The sequence below is a fragment of the Okibacterium fritillariae genome (assembly GCF_052783725.1).
This window is the reverse complement of sequence record NZ_CP199917.1, coordinates 2,229,295-2,247,673: the sequence shown is the minus strand read 5'-3', so window position 1 is coordinate 2,247,673 and position 18,379 is coordinate 2,229,295. Positions and strand designations below refer to the sequence as shown.

Below are 18,379 nucleotides of genomic sequence, written 5' to 3'. Positions count from 1 at the left end.
TAGTTGGGCGAATAATGGATGACCCTCCTTCATCGTCTGTGTCCCTGCCCTCCTCTTCTGAGCCCTCTGCCTCGGGTCCCTCTGCTTCGGGTCCCTCTGCTTCGGGTCCCTCTGGCTCGGGCCCCCTCCGCGGCGCTCGCGTGCCGAGCACCCGAATCGGGGTGGTGTTCGCGTGATGTACGAGTGGATCATGCTCGGCGTGGGCGTCGTGCTCACGATCGGCACCGGCCTCTTCGTGGCCAGCGAGTTCGCGCTCGTCAACCTCGACCGTTCCGACCTCGAAGCCCGGCGCGAGCGCGGCGAGACGAAGCTCAGCATGACGATCGCCGCGCTGCGCATCACCTCGACGCACCTGTCGAGCGCGCAGCTGGGCATCACGCTCACCACACTGCTCACGGGTTACACCATGGAGCCGGCGCTGTCGTCGCTCCTGGCGGGCCCGCTCGGCGCCGTCGGTCTGCCCGAGGACGTCGTGCCCGTGATCGCCACACCCATCGCGCTCGTGATCGCCACGCTCGCGTCGATGGTCATCGGCGAGCTCGTGCCCAAGAACTTCGCGCTGGCCCTGCCGATTCAGACCGCCAAGCTCGTCATCCCCTTCCAGACCCTCTTCACGACCGTGTTCAAACCGGCCATCGTCGTGCTGAACGGCAGCGCCAACGGGCTGCTGCGGTCGGTCGGCATCGAGCCGAAGGAAGAGCTGTCGGGCGCCCGCACGGCCGAAGAACTCTCGAGCCTGGTGCGGCGTTCCGCCAGCGCTGGTGTGCTCGAGCAAGACACGGCCACATTGCTCAACCGCACGCTGCAATTCGCCAACCACGACGCCTCCGATGTGATGACGCCCCGGCCGCGTGTGGCGTGGGTGCAGCGCACCGACTCCGCCCAGGCCGTCGTCGACCTCGCCCGGTCGACGGGTTACTCCCGGTTCCCCGTGGTCGACGAGGGCATCGACGACATCGTCGGCGTCGTGCACGTGAAGCAGGCCGTTGCCGTGCCGCGTGCCCGACGTTCCGAGGTGCCGGCATCCGCCCTGATGACCGAGGCGATCCGGGTGCCAGAGACCATGCGCCTCGACACGCTCCTCTCCGAGCTGCGCGGACGGGGCTATCAGATGGCCGTCGTGCTCGACGAGTACGGCGGAACGGCCGGCGTCGCCACGCTCGAAGACCTGGTCGAAGAGATCGTCGGCGAAGTGGTCGACGAACACGACCGCACGCGCGCCGGCATCGTGCGCGCCCGCGGATCGATCGCGTTCCCCGGCAGCCTGAGGCCCGACGAATTGCTCGAAAGCACGGGCATCCATGTGCCCGAGGACGGGCCGTATGAGACCGTCGCCGGTTTCGTGATGAGCGAGCTCGGCCGCCTGCCCGAACAGGGCGACGAGGTCGAGACCGCCGACGGCACGCTGAAGGTGGAACGCCTCGACGGGCGTCGCATCGACCGTTTGCGCTTCACCGAACGCCCCGTCGACGAGAGCGACGAGGCCGACGGGCGCGACGGGTCGTCGGCCCGCGCCGCTCGATCAGCCGAGCGCGAAGCCACGCGCGCGGCTGACCGCGCCGAACGGGCGTCCGACCGAGCCGACCGCGCCGCAGACCGAGCCGACCGTGACGCCACGCGCGACGCGACACGGGAAGCCGCCCGCGCCGCGCAGGCCGAGAAACGCGAACAGACCGCGACCACCGCGAAGTCGGCCCGCACCCGCGCGGCCGACGCCGTGCTCGAGGGCCGTGGCGAAGCCGCCGAGCCCGTCGAACCTGTCGAGCGCGATAAACGCACCACCACGAAGAAGGGAGACCGATCATGAGCGATTGGGCAGGAATAGCCTGGCTCGTCGTGCTGCTGCTCGGCAACGCCTTCTTCGTCGGCGCCGAGTTCGCCGTCATCTCGGCCCGCCGCTCGCAGATCGAACCGCTCGCCGAGCAGGGCAAACGCAGCGCCATCACGGCGCTCTGGGCCATGGAGCACGCCACGCTCATGCTGGCCACGAGCCAGCTCGGCATCACGGTGTGTTCGCTGCTGATCTTGAACGTGTCCGAGCCCGCCATCCACCACCTGCTCGAGGTGCCGCTGGCGCTCACAGGGCTGCCTGAGGAGTTCATCTCGACCATCGCGTTCGTCATCGCGCTGATCGTCGTGTCCTACCTGCACGTGGTCTTCGGCGAAATGGTGCCCAAGAACCTGTCGTTCTCGATTCCCGACCGCGCCGTGCTGCTCTTGGCGCCGCCGCTCGTGTTCGTGTCGCGCGTGTTCAAGCCCATCATCTGGTCGCTCAACGCCGTCGCCAACCTCGTGCTGCGGCTGTTCCGCGTCGAGCCGAAAGACGAGGCTGCCTCGACATTCACGCTGGATGAGGTGGCCACCATCGTCGGTCAGTCGACGCGAGAGGGCGTGCTCGAAGACTCGACCGGCGCGCTCGTGGCGGCGTTCGAATTCACCGAGAAGAAGGCCCGCGATGTGGCCGTGCCCCTCGACCAGCTCGTGACGCTCGGCGAGAACGCGACGACCGAAGACCTCGAGCGCTCGGTGGCCCGCCACGGGTTCTCGCGCTACGTGGTCGTCGACGACGAACAGGCTCCCGTGGGCTATCTCCACCTGAAAGACGTCCTGAAGCTCGAAGCCGACGAAGAGCCGGGCGAGGAGACCCTGCCGATCCCGTCGAAGCGCGTGCGGCAGTTGGTGTCCATCTTCGACGACACCGATCTCGAAGACGCGCTCACGTCGATGCGCCGCAGCGGTTCGCACCTCGCGCGCACCTTCGACTCCGAGGGCACGACCACGGGTGTGCTGTTCCTCGAGGACATCATCGAGGAGCTCGTCGGCGAGGTCGAAGACGCCACGCAGCGCGGGCAGCGCCAGCGCGGCTGACAGCGCGACGGCGTGACGACCTGACGGCCTGACGGCGTGACGGCCTGACGGCCTGAGGACCTGGCATTCGGCTCGACACACGAAAGGCGGCCACCCCGAGGGGATGGCCGCCTTTCGCATGCCAGCGCCAGAGCGCCCGAGGCCGAGCTAGCTGCGCGGCGCGCGCTCGTACTGGCCGGGCAGGTAGTCGAGCGTGTCGCCCAGCTCGAAGGCTGCACGGGCCGCGAAGTGCGGGTCGCGCAGGAACTCGCGGCCGGCCATGACTGCGTCGGCGTCGCCTGTTGCGACGATCTTGTCGGCCTGGGCCGGCTCGGTGATGAGTCCGACGGCCGAGACGGGCACGCCGGCCTGCTGCTTCACGTGCGCGGCGAACGGCACCTGGTAGCCGGGTCCCACGGTGATGTTGGCGGCCGGCACGTTGCCGCCCGACGAGATGTCGAAGAGGTCGGCGCCGGCGTCTCGGGCCCAGCCGGCCACGGTGGCGGTGTCATCCTCGTTCCAGCCGCCCTCGGTCCAGTCGCTGGCCGAGAAGCGCACGAAGAGGGCCAGATCGCCGGCGACCTCGCGGATGGCCTCGACCACGCGCAGCAGCAGGCGGGCACGGTTCTCGAGCGATCCGCCGTATTCGTCGGTGCGGTCGTTCGACAGGGGAGACAGGAACTGGTGCAGCAGGTAGCCGTGGGCGGCGTGGACCTCGAGCACGTCGAACCCGGCCAGGCGCGCGCGCACGGCCGCACTGCGGAAGTCCTCGACGACCTTCTCGATGCCGTCGGCGTCGAGCGCCTCGGGCGTGGCATAGTCGCCGAACGGAACGGCCGAGGGGCCGACGGTCTGCCATCCGCCGTCGGAGAGGGGCACCGAGCCGTGGCCCGTGTGCGGTCCCCACGGCGCGAAGGTGGAGGCCTTGCGACCCGCGTGAGCGAGCTGGATGCCGGCGGCGGCACCCTGGGAGTGCAGGAAGTCGACGATGCGCACCCAGGCATCCTTCTGCGCGTCGTTCCAGATGCCGGTGTCTTCGGGCGAGATGCGGCCCTCGGGGCTGACGGCCGTGGCCTCGGTGACGACGAGCCCGGCGCCGCCCGACGCGTACTGGCCGAGGTGCACGAGGTGCCAGTCGACGGGGATGCCGTCGCGCTCCATGACCGAGTACTGGCACATGGGCGCCACCCAGAGACGGTTGCGCAGTGTGAGGGTGCGGACGGTGAGGGGGCTGAAGAGGTGAGACATCCTGCTCCTTGTGAGGCTGAACGAGCGGACCGACGGGGAGAGCCGCCGATCGACAGTGATGAGAGCGACGCGGTGCGAGCACACGCGCGCCACAGGGGACAAGCGGCCTGCGCCGCCAGATATTCCGGCCGTAGGGTGGAGGCATGAGCGAGTGGACGGCATTCACCGACGACGACGCGGCACGCTGGATTTCCGTGCCCGCACCCGACGACGACAAATACTCGCGGGGGGTGCTGGGCGCGATCACGGGGTCGACGTCCTACCCGGGGGCCGCCGTGCTGAGCGTGCAGGCGGCGCACCGCACGGGCGTGGGGATGGTGCGCTACCTGGGGCCGCGGCATCCGAGCGAGTTGGTTCTGGCCCGGCGGCCCGAGGTCGTCACGGCCGACGGACGCGTGCAGGCCTGGGTGATCGGCTCGGGTATCGACGAGCAGGCGTTGAAGCCGAAGCGTCGCGCCCGCATCATCCGTGCCCTCGAATCGGGCGACCCCGCCGTGATCGACGCGGGTGTGCTGGGCCTCTTCGCCGAACATCGCTTGATGGGGGGAGATGGTGGCGGGCGCACGAAGAGCATTCTGACGCCGCACTTCTCCGAGCTCGTGGTGCTGCTCGGGCGCGCGGGCATCGATACCGACGTGGATACCGTGAAGCAGGCCCCGGCCGACTGGGCCGTGCGCGCCGCCGAGGCCTCGGGTGCCGTGGTGCTGCTGAAGGGCAACACCACCTACATCGCCGACCCGGATGGCGCACGCCTCACGGTCTCGGGCGCGCCGTCGTGGCTCGCGACCGCCGGCTCGGGCGATGTGCTGGGCGGAGTCTTGGGCGCGCTCGTGGCCACCCACCGTGACGCGATCGACGCGGATGCCGGGGCCCTGGCACCCCTGGCCGCCACGGGAGCGCTGCTGCACGCGCGCGCCGCCGAGCTCGCGTCGGCCGGGGGACCGATGGCCGCGCTCGACGTGGCCGACATCCTCGGATCGGCCATAAAAAGTTGGCTGAATTCGCCCTCACACTAACGTTCAGGTAACCCATCGGCGTCGCCCGGATTCACGGGCACTTCTCCGACCGCCCCGACATTCCGGGCCCGTGGCGCATAGCCTGTTCATAGAATGTTCCCAGTAGTAGCCGCGGTTCGCTTCCTACGGTTGAACCACATCTACCGCCACAGGGAGCAGATCACCATGAAGACCAGTACTCGACAGAACACCGCCGTAGCACTCGCCGGAATCGCCGTGATCGGTGGCCTCGCGGGGTGCTCCTCCGCCGGAGCCGACGCCGAGGGCACGGGCAGCACGTCCGGCAGCGGCAGCACGAGCGCGAGCACGCCCGCGGCGGGCGCCACCTCGGAATCGTCGTCGGGCGCGGCCGGCTCGGGCGCCGACGCCAGCGCGCTGAAAGACGGCACCTACACCGAAGACGGCTCGTACAACTCCCCGGGTGGAGAAGAGTCGATCACCGTGAAGCTGACCCTCGCGGGTGGTGTGGTCGAGGACCTCGACGTCACGTCGAACGCCACCAACCCGAACTCGAAGAAGTATCAGGGCGAGTTCGTCGACGGCATCAACGACATCGTCGTGGGCAAGTCGATCGACGACCTCAACGTGTCGAAGGTGGCCGGGTCGTCGCTCACGAGCGGCGGGTTCAACGACGCCATCGACAAGATCATCGCCGACGCCTCCTAGTGTCGGGCGAGGCCGTGGCACCGACATCCGCCCCGCGTGGGCCCGAGCCTTACGTTTTCGACGCCATCGGCACGCGGTGGCAGATCGACACCGACCGTGAGGTGCCAACGGCCCTGCGCCAGGCGATCGCCGCGCGCATCGATCAATTCGACCGCGATTACTCGCGATTTCGCGAGGATTCGCTGGTGACGCGGCTGGCGCGGTCGGCGGGGGCCTATCGGGTTCCCGCCGACGCGCAGCCGCTCATCGAGGTGTATGAGCGGCTCTACCGCGTGACGTCGGGGGCCGTGACGCCGTTCGTCGGGGACGCGCTCGTCTCGTTGGGGTACGACGCGCAGTATTCGCTCGTGCCCACCGCCGCCGAGCCCGCCCCCTCGACCGTGCTGCGACTGGCGGATGTCGTCGACGACACGTCCGCGGTGCGGGCCGGGTCCGTCGTGCACACCACACGTCCCGTGACCGTCGACGTCGGCGCGGCCGGTAAGGGCTATCTCGTCGACCTCGTCGTGGCGCTGCTCGATGACGCCGGCTTCGACAGCTTCACGGTGGATGCCTCGGGCGATCTGTTCCGTCGCGGTGCGCCCATCCGCGTGGCGCTCGAGCATCCGTACGACCCCTCGAAGGCCGTCGGAGTCGTCGAGCTCGGCGACGCCGCCCTGTGCGCCTCGGCTACCAACCGCCGGGCGTGGGGCAACGGCCTGCACCACGTGATCGACGGCCGCACGGGGCTCCCGACGCCGCAGGTCGCCGCCACCTGGGCCCTGGCCGCCGACGCTCGCACGGCCGACGGCGTGGCCACGGCCCTCTTCTTCACCGACCCGTCGGCACTCCGCGAGGAGTTCGGTGCCGACGGGGTCCGCATCTTCTCGTCGGGTCGCCTCGAACGCACCCCCACTTTCCAGGGAGAGATCTTCGTATGAAACGACTGCTCGATGTGCGCTTGGGGCGCGTGGGCATGTACACCCTCGTGATGGGCGTGCTGTTCGCTCTCCTCGCGGTCACGCTCATCTTCTCGGTGCTCTCGCCCGACCTCATCTCGTTCGACCCGCTGGTGCTGCTCGGCAGCGCCGCGGCCGCCGTGCTCACGTGCCTCGTTGCGGGTCGCGTGTTCGGGCTGCTGTTCCGGGTGCGCCCGCAAGACGGCTCGGCCATCATCACGGGCCTGCTGCTCTTCTTCATCCTGCAGCCGTCGCTCGAACCGGCGGGTCTCGGCGGCATCGTGCTGGCCGGCGCGGTCGCCACGGCGAGCAAATACGCGCTCGCGGTGCGGGGACGCCACATCTTCAACCCGGCGGCCTTCGGCGCGTTCTTCGTCACCGTCACGGCCATCGACCCGTCGATCTGGTGGGTGGCCACCACGCCGCTCCTGCCGTTCGTGGCCATCGGCGCCTTCCTCATCCTCTACCGCACGCGCCGGCTCGGCATCGGCGGATGGTTCATCCTCGTCTCGCTCGTCATCGTCACGATCCGCCTGCTCCTCTTCGGCCAGGATGTCGGGGGAGCCGTCGGCACGGCCCTGGCGTCCTACCCGATCATCTTCATCGCGGGTTTCATGCTCTCGGAGCCGCTCACTCTGCCGCCGAGGCGCTGGCAGCAATTCGTCGTGGCGACCATCGCGGCCGTGCTGTTCGCCATCCCGTTCAACCTGTTCGAGGTGCTGTTCTCCTCGCCCGAACTGGCCCTGCTCGTGGCGAACCTCGTGGCCTTCGGCTTCGGCCAGCGCCGCCGCATCCGCCTGAGCCTCGTCGGCCAGCGGCGCCCGACGCCCGGAACCGTCGAGCTCACGTTCCAGCCGAGCGCGCCCGTGCGCTATCACGCGGGCCAATACCTCGAGGTCACGGTGCCGCACGGGCCCGCCGACAGGAGGGGCAGCCGCCGCGTGTTCAGCCTCGTGTCGGCGCCGTCGGCCGCGCATCCGACCGATGCGCCGACACCCGTCGCCATCGCGTTCAGCCTGCCCGAGCCGGCATCGTCGCTGAAGCGCGCCCTCGTCAGCCTCGAGCCCGGCCAGCGCATCTCGGCCACGGGCGTGTGGGGCGACTTCCTGCTGCCCGCCGACCCGGCCGCGCCCCTGCTGCTCGTCGCCGCGGGCATCGGCGTCACGCCCTTCGTCTCCCAGCTGACCGAGGCGCAGCGACGTGGCGAGAAGCGTGACGTCGTGCTCGTCTACGCCGTATCGGATGTCGAGGCCCTCGCCTATCTGCCCGAGCTCGAAGCCTCGGGGGCCCGCGTGTTCATCTCGGCGCCCGAAGCACCCGACACGCTGCCGACCGGGTGGAAGTACATCGGCGCGGGGCGTATCGACGGCGACCGGTTGCGCGAGCATGTGCCCGACCTGACCGAGCGCACGACGCTGATCTCTGGCCCTCCCGGCCTCGTCGACGCGCTGAAGCCCGCGCTGCGGCAGGCCGGTGTGCGCCGGGTTCACAGCGACTACTTCTCCGGGTATTGATCGGCGGCGGGGCGCGGCCGAACAATAGGATGAGGGCGATGTCTTCCGAACCGTCTTCGTCGTCCGCCGCCGTGCCCCGCTCCGTGCCTGGGGCTGCATCCGCGTCCGGATCTGCCGATGCCGCGTCTGCCTCGGGGCAGGGTGACGCGCCCCGAATGTCGCCGACGTCGTCCCGCGCATCCGGCGGCGTGCCGGCCGCGGACTCCTTCCCGGCCGATGGCTTGCTCTGGTCGGCCCCCGTTCTCTGGGTGGCCTTCGTCGTCGTCCACGTCATCGTCTCGCTCGGCGTCATCTACGCCCCGAACACGCCGCTCAACGACGTCACGGGTGTCTACCTCGGCTGGATGCGCGAGGCGCTCGCCGGGGGACCGGTCGTCGGCATCGACGCCGTCTGGGTCTACCCCATCGCGGCGCTCGTGCCCATGGCGATCCCGCTTCTCGGCGGCACGAGCGTGGTGGGCTACGGCTTCGCCTGGCTCGTGCTCGTGGCTGCGTTGGACGCCGTGGCGTTCTGGTTCCTCCTCGGCAGCGCCCAACGCGGCACCCGCACGCGTGCCCGCTGCCTGGCCGCCTGGTGGTGGCTCGCGTTCCTGCTGCTGTTCGGCGTGATCGGCGTTGCCCGGCTCGATGCGCTCACGGCATCCCTGTCGCTCATCGCCATGCTCATCGCGGTGAATCGCCCGATCGTCGCGTCGGTGCTGCTCGCCGTGGCCACGTGGATCAAGATCTGGCCGGCCGCGATCCTGGCGGCGGCCTTCATCGTGTTGCGCAGTCGCTGGCGCGTGGCCGCTGCGGCCGCCGGCACCTCGGTCGCCATCGTCGCCGCGGCGCTCATCGCGGGCTCGGGCCTCACGGTCTTCAGCTTCATCACCGAGCAGACGGGCCGCGGCATCCAGATCGAATCGCCCGTCGCCGTGCCCTACCTCTGGGCGACGTCGTTCGGGGCGCCCGGTTTCACGACCTACTTCGATCGAGAAATCCTCACCTTCCAGCTCACCGGAACGGGCGCGGGCGTCGTCTCGACCCTCATGACGCCGCTGCTCGTCATCGCCCTCGCCGTCGTGGCCTGGTTCGGATGGCGCGCCACCCGGGCCGGCGCCTCGGCCGTGCGCCTCTTCCCCCAGGTGGCCCTCGCGCTCGTGCTGGTGTTCATCGTCTTCAACAAGGTCGGGTCGCCGCAGTACCTCTCCTGGCTCGTCGCGCCCGTCGCGGCGCTCATCGTGGTCGGCGGCCGGCGCGCGCCCCTGCTGGCCGGACTCACGCTGGTCGTCGCGGCCATGACGCAGATCATCTACCCCTACTACTACGACGCGCTCGTGCAGACCCAGACGTGGATGGTGCTGCTCATCACCCTGCGCAACGCCGGCCTCGCCGTCATGCTCGTCATCGTCGCCGTCGAGATCTGGCGCGCGGGCTCCGAGGCCCGGGCCGCGGTCCCACTCGCATCCGCCTAACTATCCGAGGAGAAATCATGTTGGTCGCCTTCAGCGTCGCCCCATCCGGCGGTTCGAACGAGGATGCCTCGGTGCACGACGCCGTGGCCGCCGCCGTCAAGATCGTGCGTGAATCGGGTCTGCCCAACCACACCGACTCGATGTTCACGACACTCGAGGGGGAGTGGGACGAGGTCTTCGACGTCATCCGCCGCGCCACCGAGGCCGTCGGTGCGTTCGGCCCGCGCGTCTCGCTCGTGCTGAAGGCCGACATCCGCCCCGGCCACACGGGCGAATTGACGGGCAAGGTCGACCGTCTCGAGAGCGCCCTCGACCGCATCCGGGAGTAGCGCGTTCGGTGGCGGGGCGGTGCGGTCGCTTGACTCCTCCGCTGCCCGCCGGTCTGTCCGTTTGGCCCTCGCGCCGGGTTGCGGATTCACCGCTTCGCCGCCGCTTCATCGCCACTCCGTGTCGCCGCCGGAACCCGATGATCGAATCGATTCGATTCCGGATCGGAACGCGCCTAGACTGAGCGCATGCCTGCCGCCACCGACGGGTCGACACCGCTGTCGTCGACCCGCATTCGTCTTGCCCTGATCGCCCTCGCCATCGGGTCGTTCGGCATCGGCACGACCGAGTTCGTCGCCATGGGTCTGCTGCCCGATATCGCGCGCGACCTGCTGCCCGCGCTCTTCGCCGATTCGGCCGAGCACGCCAACGCCCAGGCCGGCTGGCTCATCAGCGCCTATGCCCTCGGCGTCGTCGTCGGCGCGCCCACGATCGCGGCCTTCGTCGCCCGCTACCCCCGGCGTTACGTGCTCGTCATCCTGGGCGCGGCCTTCACGATCGCGACCGTCGCCACGTCGCTCGCGCCCACCTTCGAGACGGTGCTCATCTCGCGTTTCATCGCAGGCATCCCGCACGGCGCCTACTTCGGCATCGCCTCGCTCGTCGCGGCCCGGCTTATGGGTCCGGGCCGGCGCGCACGCGGCGTTGCCCTCGTCATGTCGGGCCTCACGATCGCCAACATGATCGGCGTGCCGCTCGCCACCTTTGTCGGCCAATCGTTCGGCTGGCGCTCGGCCTACTTCCTGGTCGCCATCGTCTTCGCCCTCGCCACCGCGGCCGTGTGGTTCGCGGTGCCGCAGCAGCCGGGCGACGCGGGTCAGACCATGCGCAAAGAGCTCAAGGCGTTCACGCGCGCCCAGGTGTGGTTCGCGCTGCTCATCGGCTCGATCGGTTTCGGCGGTTTCTTCGCCGTCTACAGCTACATCGCTCCCATCGTCACCGATGTCACGGGCGAGAGCGCCGGCCTCGTGCCCTGGGTGCTGTTCGCCATCGGCCTCGGCATGACCATCGGCAATTTCGTGGGCGGCCACATCGCCGACAAGAGCGTCAAGCTCTCGCTCTTCGTGTTCTTCCCGCTCATGCTCGTGGTGCTCGTCGGCCTCGCTCTCACGGCCGCGTGGCTGCCGGCGCTGTTCTTCTTCGTGTTCGCGACCGGTTTCGCGGCACAGGGCATCGGCCCCACCATCCAGACCCGCTTGATGGATGTCGCGGGCGACAGCCAATCGATCGCCGCCGCCCTGAACCACTCCGCCCTCAATATCGGCAACGCCCTCGGAGCGTTCCTCGGCGGTGTCACCATCGCGGCCGGCGCCGGCTACCTCTCGCCCGTCTGGGTGGGCGCCGTGCTGACTGTCGCGGGTATCGCCCTCGCCGTGCTGAGCTACGCCACCGAGAGCCGCAGCGCCGCATCTCGTGGCGTGAAACCGCTCGACCAGAATGCAGAACGGGCGGATGCCGCAGCATCCACCCGTTCGTAAGCTCGCCCTCGCGGGGCCGGCCCGCCGCTAGTCGACGATGATGCCGTCGAGGATGGCGCGCTTGCGCAGCGCCACCTTGGTGCCGACGTCGTGGCCGGCGAGGCGGTACTTCTCGCGGATGCGCTTGAGGTAGCTCTTGGCCGTCTCTTCCGAGATGCTGAGCTCGAACGCGACTGTCTTGACGGGTTCGCCGGCGGCATAGAGCGCCATGACGCGGCGCTCCTGCGCGCTGAGCTTCGGCCCACCCGACACGGTCGCGTTGAGCGCCAGGTCGAGTTCGGCCGAGATGTAGGACTCGCCGCGGTTGGCGGCACGGATGGCCTCGGCGATCATGGAGGCGTCCTCGCTCTTGACGAGGTAGCCGACTGCGCCGGCCGCCAGCGCCTCGCGCACGACGGCGGGGTCGGAGTACGTGCTCATGAGCACGGTCCTGACGCCGGCGGCCTTCAGCGTGGACAGCTTGAGCGAGACGGGGATGTTGTCCTTGAGGTCGAGGTCGAGCAGCACGACGTCGACGGGGAACTCTTTCGCGGTCAGGAGTTCGGGCCAGGTGGGCACGGCGACGACCATGTCGATGTCGTCGGCGGCGCTGCGCACCCACTCGGTGAGGGCTCCGAGGAGCATCCTGTGATCGTCGACGATCGCCAGGCGGATGTTGCTCAGGGTGTTCGGCATCGGTTCTCCTGTCAGTGACGGCTCGGTGTGCGAGCGGCAGGGCTCTCGACCGTGCATTCAATTTCTACCGTAATTCCGAGCGGGCGTGCGGCATCGACATAGCTTCCCACACGCGAGAATCCCAGCCAGGTGCCCGGTTCGACGGCCGTGCGGCGCACGCCCTCGACCACGATGACGAGCGGGAAACGTTGCGTGGGCGTGTCGACGGGCGGCAGCGGCAGGGCCGGGAAACGCAGTTCGACCGACGGAACCTGTCTCGGGTTGGCGCTGATGAGCAGCCAGAGGGCGCTCAGCAGACCGTCGCGTTGCCGCTGATCGAGCGTGGCGGCGAGGCCGTGCGGGTCGACGACGTCGATCGAGTCGCCCAGGAATTCGGATTCGGCGATGGCGTGCACCAGCCAGCTCGTGCTGCGGTTTTGTACGAGGTGTTGCCGCAGCTCGGTGGCGAGCTCCTGCGCCCGCGAGGCGCGCGCGGGTGTCAGCGGCAGTGGTTCACGCCCCGAGGACACGTCGGCGAAGAGTTCTTCGACCTCACGGTCGAGCGCCGCGAGCTCTTCTGTTTCGAGCATGCTGACGCCGAAGGCCGGCGCGGCGACGGTCGACTGGATGAGCACACGGTCGAGCGCCATGCGCACCATGCGCCGGTAGGACGCGACGACGGCGCACCCGACGAAGGCGGGCCCGACCGTGAGGGTCAGCGTGAGCAGCTGCGGCGCGATGGTGGCGGGGGAGGAGCGCTGCTCCGAAAGGAACACGGCGACGAGCGCGAGGCCGAGCAGGGCCGTGACCACGGCGACCTCGCGCGCCGGACGGAGCGTGACGGCGGCGAGAAGCGCACCGCCGACCGCGACGGACGCCGAGGGGTAGAGCCGGGCTCCGCTGAGCCCCCAGATGGCCGTGAGGTCGAGCGCCACGGTGGCGCCCAGGGCCGCGAGCAGCAGGATGAAGACGGGCAGGTCGAGCAGATAGCCGCGGCGCCGCACGAGCCAGGCGATGAGGGCGACCGAGACCGCGAAGACCGCCCACGCGGCCACGTTGAGGGGCAGACGCGGGTAGTCGCCGAGGTGCGTGAGGAACCGCCACAGGCCGTTGGCCACGATGAAGGCGCCCGCCACCGCGAGCCCGCTGCCGAGCTGGGACGTGCCGAGGTTCGACCGCACGCGTTCGGTGCGGCGACCGGCCCGGGGGTTGGTGTCGAGGGGAACGCTCATTGTTTCGTGACCTCCAGGACGACGGTCGTGCCGGCGCCGCGTGCCGAGAAGACGCGCACGGTGCCCCCGATGTCGTCGAGCCGCGCGATGACCGATTCGCGAAAACCGAGTCGTCCGCCGGGGATCTCGTCGGGGTCGAATCCGACCCCCGCGTCGGTCACGACGGCGCGTGCGGCGGTCTCGTCGTCGCTCAGCGTGACATGGGCCCGGGTCACCTGCGCGTGACGGCGCACGTTCTCGAGGCACTCCGACAGAGCGAGCACGAAGGCCTCGAGGTGTTCGGGCGGCAGGTCGACCTCGCCCGCGCCGTGCCAGTCGATCTCGAGGCCGCGCCCGTCGAGTCGCGAGCGCAGCCCGGCGAGTGACGCCCCGACGGGCACCTCGGCCGTCGTGGTGAGTGAATAGTCACCGGATGCTTCGGGCTGCGGTGTCTCGCCGAGGCGCAGTCGTCTGAGCAACTCGCCGTCGGATTCGGCTTGCCGCCGCAGGGCCTCCCCGTTGACGCCGACACCTGAGTGAGCGAGCAGTGTGAGGGTGGCGAGTGCCGTGTCGTGCAGCAACCGGGCGTCGCGCAGCCGGCGCGCCTCGGTCTCGCTCGCGCGGCGCTCGATGTTGTAGGCCCGCCCGATGCGGCCGATGCGACGCATCACGCGCGGGAAGCTGGCGCCCAACCATCCACCGAATGTGGCGGCGACGCCCCAGCCCGTGATGATGAGCGCGACGCCGCCCGACAGGTTGGCGGGGGTGCCCGCGAGCAGCGCGAGGTAGAGGGCGATCGTGAGCATGAATGCGACGGCACCCAGGATGATTTCGCGCCAGCTGACGACGAGGACGGCCGCGACGCCGCCGATGCCGAGCGCCGCGATGAGGCCCATGGCGGACGAACTGCCCACGTTCCAGGCGCCGTCCATGAGCACGCCGATGGTCAGCAGCGACACGAAGCCCAGCGAGACGACGGCGACGATGAGGAAGTCTCGGGGACGCCACGCGGCGAGGGCGTGGGCGGCCGCGAGGAGCACGAGGGGAATGCTGGCCACGATGGGCTGCTCGGGCGCGAGCACGCCGGGGATCCAGAGGATGACGAGGCTCACGACCGTGCCGATGAGCCCGAAGGCGGCGGCGCTCACGGCCAACAGACGGCCCATCTGGTAGGAGAAGCGGTCCTGTTCCCGCCTCGAGAGCCGGGCCTCGGCCGCGCCGAACGACGTCCGGGGGAGGGTGCCCGCCGGGCCCCTGCCGGCGGCGACTCGAGGCGCGCGTGGCATACGAAGAATCCTATCCGGCGCGGGTGACGCGGCGGGTGCGGGTTCGTCAGGCCGCGAGCAAGCGCGCCAGGTGCCGCGCCACGGCCTCGTGTTCGATGAGGAACCCGTCGTGACCGAACGAGGACGACAGCACGGTCGCGTCCGCGTCGATCGACGTGCGGATGCCGCGGGCGATGCGGCTCTGCCCCTCGACGGGGAACAACCGGTCGGAGTCGATGCCGATGACCACGGTGCGCGCCGTGACACGTTCGAGCGCGGCATCCACCCCGCCGCGCCCGCGGCCCACGTCGTGCGAGTTCATGGCCTCGACGAGCACGAGATAGCTGTTGGCGTCGAAGCGCCTCGTGAACTTGTTGCCGTGGAAGTCGAGGTAGGACTCGACGGCCCAGCGCCCGTTGTCGCCGAGCGGCGAGATCTCGGACTGCCACGACCGCCCGAACCGCTCGTTGAGCTCTTCGGGGCTGCGGTAGTTGAGCAGCGCCATGCGCCGGGCCAGCGCGAGCCCCCGGTGCGGCCCCTGCCCGACGGCCGCATCGTAGTAGTCGCCACCCGCCCACTGCGGGTCGATGCGGATGGCCTCGAGCTGCAACGAGTTCAACGCCACCTGATCGGATGTCGTCACGGGGGGCGCCGACAACAGCCCGAGCCGCGCGACCCGTTCGGGATGCGTGACGGCCCACTCGAGCGCGTGCATGCCGCCCATCGAGCCGCCGATGACGGCGAAGAACCGGTCGATGCCGAGCGCGTCGGCGAAGAGCGTCTGCGCGGCGACCTGATCGCGGATGGTCGTGAAGGGGAACCGGGCACCCCACTCGGTGCCGCCGGGAGAGAAGGAGGACGGACCGGTGGAGCCCTGGCATCCGCCCAGCATGTTGGGGGCGACGACGAAGTAGCGGTCGGTGTCGATGGCGAGGCCGGGCCCGACGATGCCGTTCCACCAGCCGCCCGTCTTGTGCCCGGGGCCGCCCTGGCCGACGACGTGGCTGTCACCCGTGAGGGCGTGCAGGATGAGGATGGCGTTGTCGCGCTCGGGCGTGAGCTCGCCCCAGCTCTCGTAGGCCAGGCGCACATGCGGCAGGTGGCCGCCCGATTCGAAGTCGAGGGGGCCCAGCTCGGCGAAGCGGCGGTCGCCCGGCCGGTCGCCGTCGCGCCAGGCGCCCGAGGCCGGCGGCTTGCCGAGCACGGTGCGCGCCTCCGCCTCGGTGACGAAGCGCGACGGAACGGTGTCCGCGGAAGTCTGCCAGTCCATGTCTTCAATTCTGTCGGTACGACGCCGCCCCGGTGTCCATGTTACGGACGCCGGGGCGGCGGGGGAGGTGGCGCTAGGCCTGCGCGCGGACCGCGCGGTTGCTACACGCGCGCGGCGTCGGCCACGCGCTTGGCCGCGGCGAGCGCCTGCGTGAGGTCGGCCTTCAGGTCGTCGATGTTCTCGAGTCCCACCGAGAGGCGCACGAGGCCGGGCGTGACACCCGTCGTGAGCTGCTGTTCGGGCGTGAGCTGCGAGTGGGTGGTCGACGCGGGGTGGATCACGAGCGAGCGCACGTCACCGATGTTGGCGAGGTGCGAGAAGAGGGTGAGGCTGTTGACGAGTTCGCGCCCGGCATCCACCCCGCCCTTCAGCTCGAAGCTCAGCACGGCGCCGACACCCTTGGGGGCGTAACGGTTGGCCGCGGCATACCAGGGGCTCGAGGGCAGGCCCGAGTAGTTGACGCTCGCGATGTCGGGGTGCTGGTCGAGCCACTCGGCGATCTCCTGCGCGTTCTGCACGTGACGCTCGATGCGCAGCGACAGCGTCTCGATGCCTTGGATGAGCAGCCACGCGCTGTTGGGCGAGATGGCGGCACCCAGGTCGCGCAGCAACTGCACGCGCGCCTTGATGATGTAGGCCAGGGAGTCGCCGACCGCGGTCGTGTAGCTGGCGCCGTGGTAGGACGGGTCGGGCTCGGTGAGCCCCGGGAACTTCTCGACGTTCTTCGACCACTCGAATTTTCCGCCGTCGATGATGATGCCGCCGATGGTCGTGCCGTGTCCGCCCAGGAACTTGGTCGCCGAGTGCACCACGATGTCGGCGCCGTGCTCGAGGGGGCGGATGAGGTAAGGCGTGGCGATGGTGCTGTCGACGATGAGCGGAAGTCCGGCGTCGTGCGCGACATCCGCGACGAGACGGATGTCGAGCACGTTGATCTTGGGGTTGCCGATGGTCTCGGCGAACAGCAGCTTGGTGTTGGGGCGGATGGCGCGCGCCCACTCTTCGGAGTCGTCCTGGTTCTCGACGAACGTCGTCTCGATGCCGAGCTTCTGCAGCGTGTACTTGAACAGGTTGTAGGTGCCGCCGTAGATGGACGACGACGACACGATGTGGTCGCCCGCCTGCGCAATGTTGAGCACGGCGATGGTGGTGGCCGACTGGCCGCTGGCCACGAGCAGGGCGCCCGTGCCGCCCTCGAGGGCCGCGAGACGCTGCTCGACGACATCCTGCGTGGGGTTCTGGATGCGCGTGTAGATGTTGCCGAATTCGGACAGCGCGAACAGGTTCTGCGCGTGCTCGGCGTTGTCGAAGACGTAGCTGGTGGTTTGGTAGATCGGGGTGGCCCGGGCCTTCGTGACCGGGTCGGGCTGCGCGCCCGTGTGGATCTGCTTGGTCTCGAATTTCCAGTCGGGGTTGTTCAGGTCGGTCATGAGATCTCCCGGGTCATGGTGCGGATGATGCGAGCGGATGTTCGTGCGGATGTCTGGGGTACTGCGGCGATGCGGTGCAGTGCCGACGCGACGGTGCGTGGTGGACGACGTGTGCGGTGCCTCGCTTCGAGACTAGGAGTGCGGCCGGGTGCGGGCAAATGGCCCGCAACGTGGCGCAATGTGGGGCAACGTTGCCGCTCGCACCGGCGATACGCTGAGGGTATGACGACGACGACGACCAGACGTGCAGTGGTGACGGGTGCGAGTTCAGGCATTGGGGCGGCGACCGTGCGGTTGTTCCGCGAGCGCGGCTGGGAGGTCGTCGGCGTGGCCCGCCGTGCCGACCGGCTCGAGGCGCTCGCCGCCGAGACCGGCTGCGACTGGGTGGTGGCCGATCTGACGAACCAGGCGGATGTCGATGCCCTTGCCGCGCGCGTGGACGAGATCGGCGACATCCATGTTCTCGTCAACAACGCGGGCGGCGCGTTCGGGCTCGATTCGGTCGAGGACGGCGACGTCGACGACTGGGCGCGCATGTACGACATCAACGTGCTCGGCACGAAGCGCGTCATCTCGGCGCTGCTGCCGGCCCTGCGCCGCGGAATCCCCGAGGGCGGATCGGCATCCATCGTGGGTGTGACATCGATCGCGGGCCACGTGGCCTATGCGGGCGGCGGCGGCTACAACGCGGCCAAGTTCGCCGAGCGCGCGCTCTTCGAGGTGCTGCGGCTCGAGCTGAACGGTGAGCCCCTGCGTGTCATCGAGGTGGCGCCCGGCATGGTGCACACCGAGGAATTCTCGCTCGTGCGCTTCGGCGGCGACCAGGCGAAGGCCGATGCCGTCTACTCCGAGGTGCCCGACCCGTTGTACGCCGACGACATCGCCGAGACGATCGTGCACGCCGTCGAGCTGCCGCCGTTCGTCAACCTCGACCTCATCACGGTGAAGCCCGTCGCCCAGGCCGCGCCCTACAAGGTGTCCAAGGGCGCGCTGCGGGTGCGTCAGGCCGACGAAGACTGACTCAGGCCGATCAGGCCTATCTGGCCGACCGGGGCTGAGCT

15 protein-coding genes and 1 pseudogene are annotated in these 18,379 nt (G+C 69.7%); 10 read left to right on the top strand and 6 right to left on the bottom strand.

Features of this window, described 5'->3' with window-relative positions; genetic code table 11:
• Positions 1-175: 175 nt before the first annotated feature.
• Together ACUWEX_RS10400 and ACUWEX_RS10395 are read left to right on the top strand one after the other, a co-directional pair.
• A pseudogene (locus ACUWEX_RS10400) lies at positions 176-1,495 on the top strand (hemolysin family protein); the annotation flags it as partial.
• Positions 1,496-1,803: 308 nt separating this feature from the next.
• The gene (locus ACUWEX_RS10395; RefSeq protein WP_445996191.1) at positions 1,804-2,868 is read left to right on the top strand and encodes a hemolysin family protein; all 1,065 of its coding nucleotides are present in this window, start codon (positions 1,804-1,806) and stop codon (positions 2,866-2,868) included.
• Between the two features lie 147 nt (positions 2,869-3,015).
• On the opposite strand, the gene ACUWEX_RS10390 is transcribed toward ACUWEX_RS10395, so the two are convergent.
• The gene (locus ACUWEX_RS10390) at positions 3,016-4,095 is read right to left on the bottom strand and encodes an NADH:flavin oxidoreductase/NADH oxidase (protein WP_445996190.1); all 1,080 of its coding nucleotides are present in this window, start codon (positions 4,093-4,095) and stop codon (positions 3,016-3,018) included.
• Between the two features lie 143 nt (positions 4,096-4,238).
• Between ACUWEX_RS10390 and ACUWEX_RS10385 the strand changes: the two genes are divergently transcribed.
• The 7 genes from ACUWEX_RS10385 (at position 4,239) to ACUWEX_RS10355 (ending at position 11,488) form a co-directional block, all read left to right on the top strand.
• Entirely contained in the window at positions 4,239-5,111 is an 873-nt protein-coding gene (locus ACUWEX_RS10385) for an ADP-dependent NAD(P)H-hydrate dehydratase (RefSeq protein ID WP_445996189.1), read from the top strand.
• A gap of 165 nt (positions 5,112-5,276) precedes the next feature.
• Positions 5,277-5,777 carry an FMN-binding protein gene (locus tag ACUWEX_RS10380; protein ID WP_079728309.1) on the top strand — a complete coding sequence of 167 codons (501 nt, stop codon included), beginning with the start codon at positions 5,277-5,279 and terminating at the stop codon, positions 5,775-5,777.
• 14 nt (positions 5,778-5,791) lie between these two features.
• Positions 5,792-6,697: an FAD:protein FMN transferase gene (locus ACUWEX_RS10375; RefSeq protein ID WP_445996188.1), complete on the top strand. Its 906-nt coding sequence runs from the start codon at positions 5,792-5,794 to the stop codon at positions 6,695-6,697.
• The gene (locus ACUWEX_RS10370) at positions 6,694-8,229 is read left to right on the top strand and encodes an FAD-dependent oxidoreductase (RefSeq protein WP_445996187.1); all 1,536 of its coding nucleotides are present in this window, start codon (positions 6,694-6,696) and stop codon (positions 8,227-8,229) included. The genes ACUWEX_RS10375 and ACUWEX_RS10370 overlap by 4 nt, the downstream gene beginning before the upstream one ends.
• A gap of 38 nt (positions 8,230-8,267) precedes the next feature.
• Positions 8,268-9,683 (top strand): glycosyltransferase 87 family protein, encoded by a 1,416-nt coding sequence (locus tag ACUWEX_RS10365; protein ID WP_445996186.1) that lies wholly within the window; start codon positions 8,268-8,270, stop codon positions 9,681-9,683.
• 17 nt (positions 9,684-9,700) lie between these two features.
• The gene (locus tag ACUWEX_RS10360) at positions 9,701-10,012 is read left to right on the top strand and encodes a thiamine-binding protein (protein ID WP_445996185.1); all 312 of its coding nucleotides are present in this window, start codon (positions 9,701-9,703) and stop codon (positions 10,010-10,012) included.
• A gap of 186 nt (positions 10,013-10,198) precedes the next feature.
• Positions 10,199-11,488 carry an MFS transporter gene (locus tag ACUWEX_RS10355; protein WP_079728313.1) on the top strand — a complete coding sequence of 430 codons (1,290 nt, stop codon included), beginning with the start codon at positions 10,199-10,201 and terminating at the stop codon, positions 11,486-11,488.
• 27 nt (positions 11,489-11,515) lie between these two features.
• On the opposite strand, the gene ACUWEX_RS10350 is transcribed toward ACUWEX_RS10355, so the two are convergent.
• The 5 genes from ACUWEX_RS10350 to ACUWEX_RS10330 all read right to left on the bottom strand — a co-directional run bounded on the left by ACUWEX_RS10350 (position 11,516) and on the right by ACUWEX_RS10330 (position 17,318).
• Entirely contained in the window at positions 11,516-12,163 is a 648-nt protein-coding gene (locus ACUWEX_RS10350) for a response regulator transcription factor (protein WP_079728314.1), read from the bottom strand.
• Between the two features lie 11 nt (positions 12,164-12,174).
• Complete coding sequence (locus ACUWEX_RS10345) at positions 12,175-13,374, bottom strand: hypothetical protein (RefSeq protein ID WP_445996184.1); 1,200 nt, start codon at positions 13,372-13,374, stop codon at positions 12,175-12,177.
• Complete coding sequence (locus tag ACUWEX_RS10340) at positions 13,371-14,639, bottom strand: sensor histidine kinase (protein ID WP_445996183.1); 1,269 nt, start codon at positions 14,637-14,639, stop codon at positions 13,371-13,373. The genes ACUWEX_RS10345 and ACUWEX_RS10340 overlap by 4 nt, the downstream gene beginning before the upstream one ends.
• Positions 14,640-14,685: 46 nt before the next feature.
• The gene (gene metX, locus ACUWEX_RS10335) at positions 14,686-15,888 is read right to left on the bottom strand and encodes a homoserine O-acetyltransferase MetX (RefSeq protein WP_445996182.1); all 1,203 of its coding nucleotides are present in this window, start codon (positions 15,886-15,888) and stop codon (positions 14,686-14,688) included.
• Between the two features lie 101 nt (positions 15,889-15,989).
• Complete coding sequence (locus ACUWEX_RS10330) at positions 15,990-17,318, bottom strand: bifunctional o-acetylhomoserine/o-acetylserine sulfhydrylase (RefSeq protein WP_077055339.1); 1,329 nt, start codon at positions 17,316-17,318, stop codon at positions 15,990-15,992.
• Between the two features lie 222 nt (positions 17,319-17,540).
• On the opposite strand from ACUWEX_RS10330, the gene ACUWEX_RS10325 reads away from it, so the two are divergent.
• Positions 17,541-18,338, top strand: coding sequence for an SDR family NAD(P)-dependent oxidoreductase (locus tag ACUWEX_RS10325; protein WP_445996181.1), 798 nt, complete (start codon positions 17,541-17,543; stop codon positions 18,336-18,338).
• Positions 18,339-18,379 lie beyond the last annotated feature (41 nt).

Excerpts from the sequence above, each read along its gene's own strand:
- ACUWEX_RS10395 (WP_445996191.1), top strand. The coding sequence starts at position 1,804 with ATGAGCGATTGGGCAGGAATAGCCTGGCTCGTCGTGCTGCTGCTCGGC.
- ACUWEX_RS10390 (WP_445996190.1), bottom strand. The coding sequence starts at position 4,095 with ATGTCTCACCTCTTCAGCCCCCTCACCGTCCGCACCCTCACACTGCGC.
- ACUWEX_RS10385 (WP_445996189.1), top strand. The coding sequence starts at position 4,239 with ATGAGCGAGTGGACGGCATTCACCGACGACGACGCGGCACGCTGGATT.
- ACUWEX_RS10380 (WP_079728309.1), top strand. The coding sequence starts at position 5,277 with ATGAAGACCAGTACTCGACAGAACACCGCCGTAGCACTCGCCGGAATC.
- ACUWEX_RS10370 (WP_445996187.1), top strand. The coding sequence starts at position 6,694 with ATGAAACGACTGCTCGATGTGCGCTTGGGGCGCGTGGGCATGTACACC.
- ACUWEX_RS10365 (WP_445996186.1), top strand. The coding sequence starts at position 8,268 with ATGTCTTCCGAACCGTCTTCGTCGTCCGCCGCCGTGCCCCGCTCCGTG.
- ACUWEX_RS10360 (WP_445996185.1), top strand. The coding sequence starts at position 9,701 with ATGTTGGTCGCCTTCAGCGTCGCCCCATCCGGCGGTTCGAACGAGGAT.
- ACUWEX_RS10355 (WP_079728313.1), top strand. The coding sequence starts at position 10,199 with ATGCCTGCCGCCACCGACGGGTCGACACCGCTGTCGTCGACCCGCATT.
- ACUWEX_RS10350 (WP_079728314.1), bottom strand. The coding sequence starts at position 12,163 with ATGCCGAACACCCTGAGCAACATCCGCCTGGCGATCGTCGACGATCAC.
- ACUWEX_RS10345 (WP_445996184.1), bottom strand. The coding sequence starts at position 13,374 with ATGAGCGTTCCCCTCGACACCAACCCCCGGGCCGGTCGCCGCACCGAA.
- ACUWEX_RS10340 (WP_445996183.1), bottom strand. The coding sequence starts at position 14,639 with ATGCCACGCGCGCCTCGAGTCGCCGCCGGCAGGGGCCCGGCGGGCACC.
- metX (WP_445996182.1), bottom strand. The coding sequence starts at position 15,888 with ATGGACTGGCAGACTTCCGCGGACACCGTTCCGTCGCGCTTCGTCACC.
- ACUWEX_RS10330 (WP_077055339.1), bottom strand. The coding sequence starts at position 17,318 with ATGACCGACCTGAACAACCCCGACTGGAAATTCGAGACCAAGCAGATC.
- ACUWEX_RS10325 (WP_445996181.1), top strand. The coding sequence starts at position 17,541 with ATGACGACGACGACGACCAGACGTGCAGTGGTGACGGGTGCGAGTTCA.